The 546-nt window shown below is 69.6% G+C and carries 1 protein-coding gene; it reads right to left on the bottom strand.

The features are described from left to right. Positions 1 to 236 precede the first annotated feature (236 nt). The coding region (locus ACXJKJ_RS31785; RefSeq protein ID WP_457395701.1) for an acyl-CoA dehydrogenase C-terminal domain-containing protein at positions 237 to 546 on the bottom strand (310 nt) is incomplete at its 5' end.

Below are 546 nucleotides of genomic sequence, written 5' to 3'. Positions count from 1 at the left end.
CACCTGAACCCCGCGCCGTTGGCGCGCCCAACGCGGCCGCCGGTGGCGACCGCGTTCCGCGCATTCCACCTAAACCCCGCGCCGTTGGCGCGCCCCCTTTAACAAAAAGGGGGCTTTTCTCCAGATGGGGTGTCGGTGGTACCAACCAGCGGTCGGCACCTGCCGGAGTCACAGCGGTGGCGGTATTGAGTGACCGTTGGTCGGTGGGTCGGTGGGTCGGTGGGCCGGTGCGGTGCTCAGGCCTCGCCGAAATGTGCGTCTTCCATGGTCATCAGCGGGGCGGCGCCGGACTGGATCGCGGCGGCGTGGCTGAGGGTGCGCGGGAGGACACGGGCGAAGTAGAAGCGGGCGGTTTCGCGCTTGGCCTGCTTGAACGCCTCGCTCTGCGCGGAGGCATCGGCGGCGGCGACGCTGCGGGCCCACCAGTAGGCCAGCACCACGTAGCCCGAATAGAACAGGTAGTCGAAGCTGGCCGCGCCCAGTTCCTCGGGGTTGCCGGCGGCGCGCTGCAGGGTGGCCATCGTGAGCTTGCCCCATTCGTCGGCC

Source organism: Roseateles sp. P5_E1, assembly GCF_054049335.1.
This window is presented reverse-complemented; position numbering and strand designations above follow the sequence as displayed.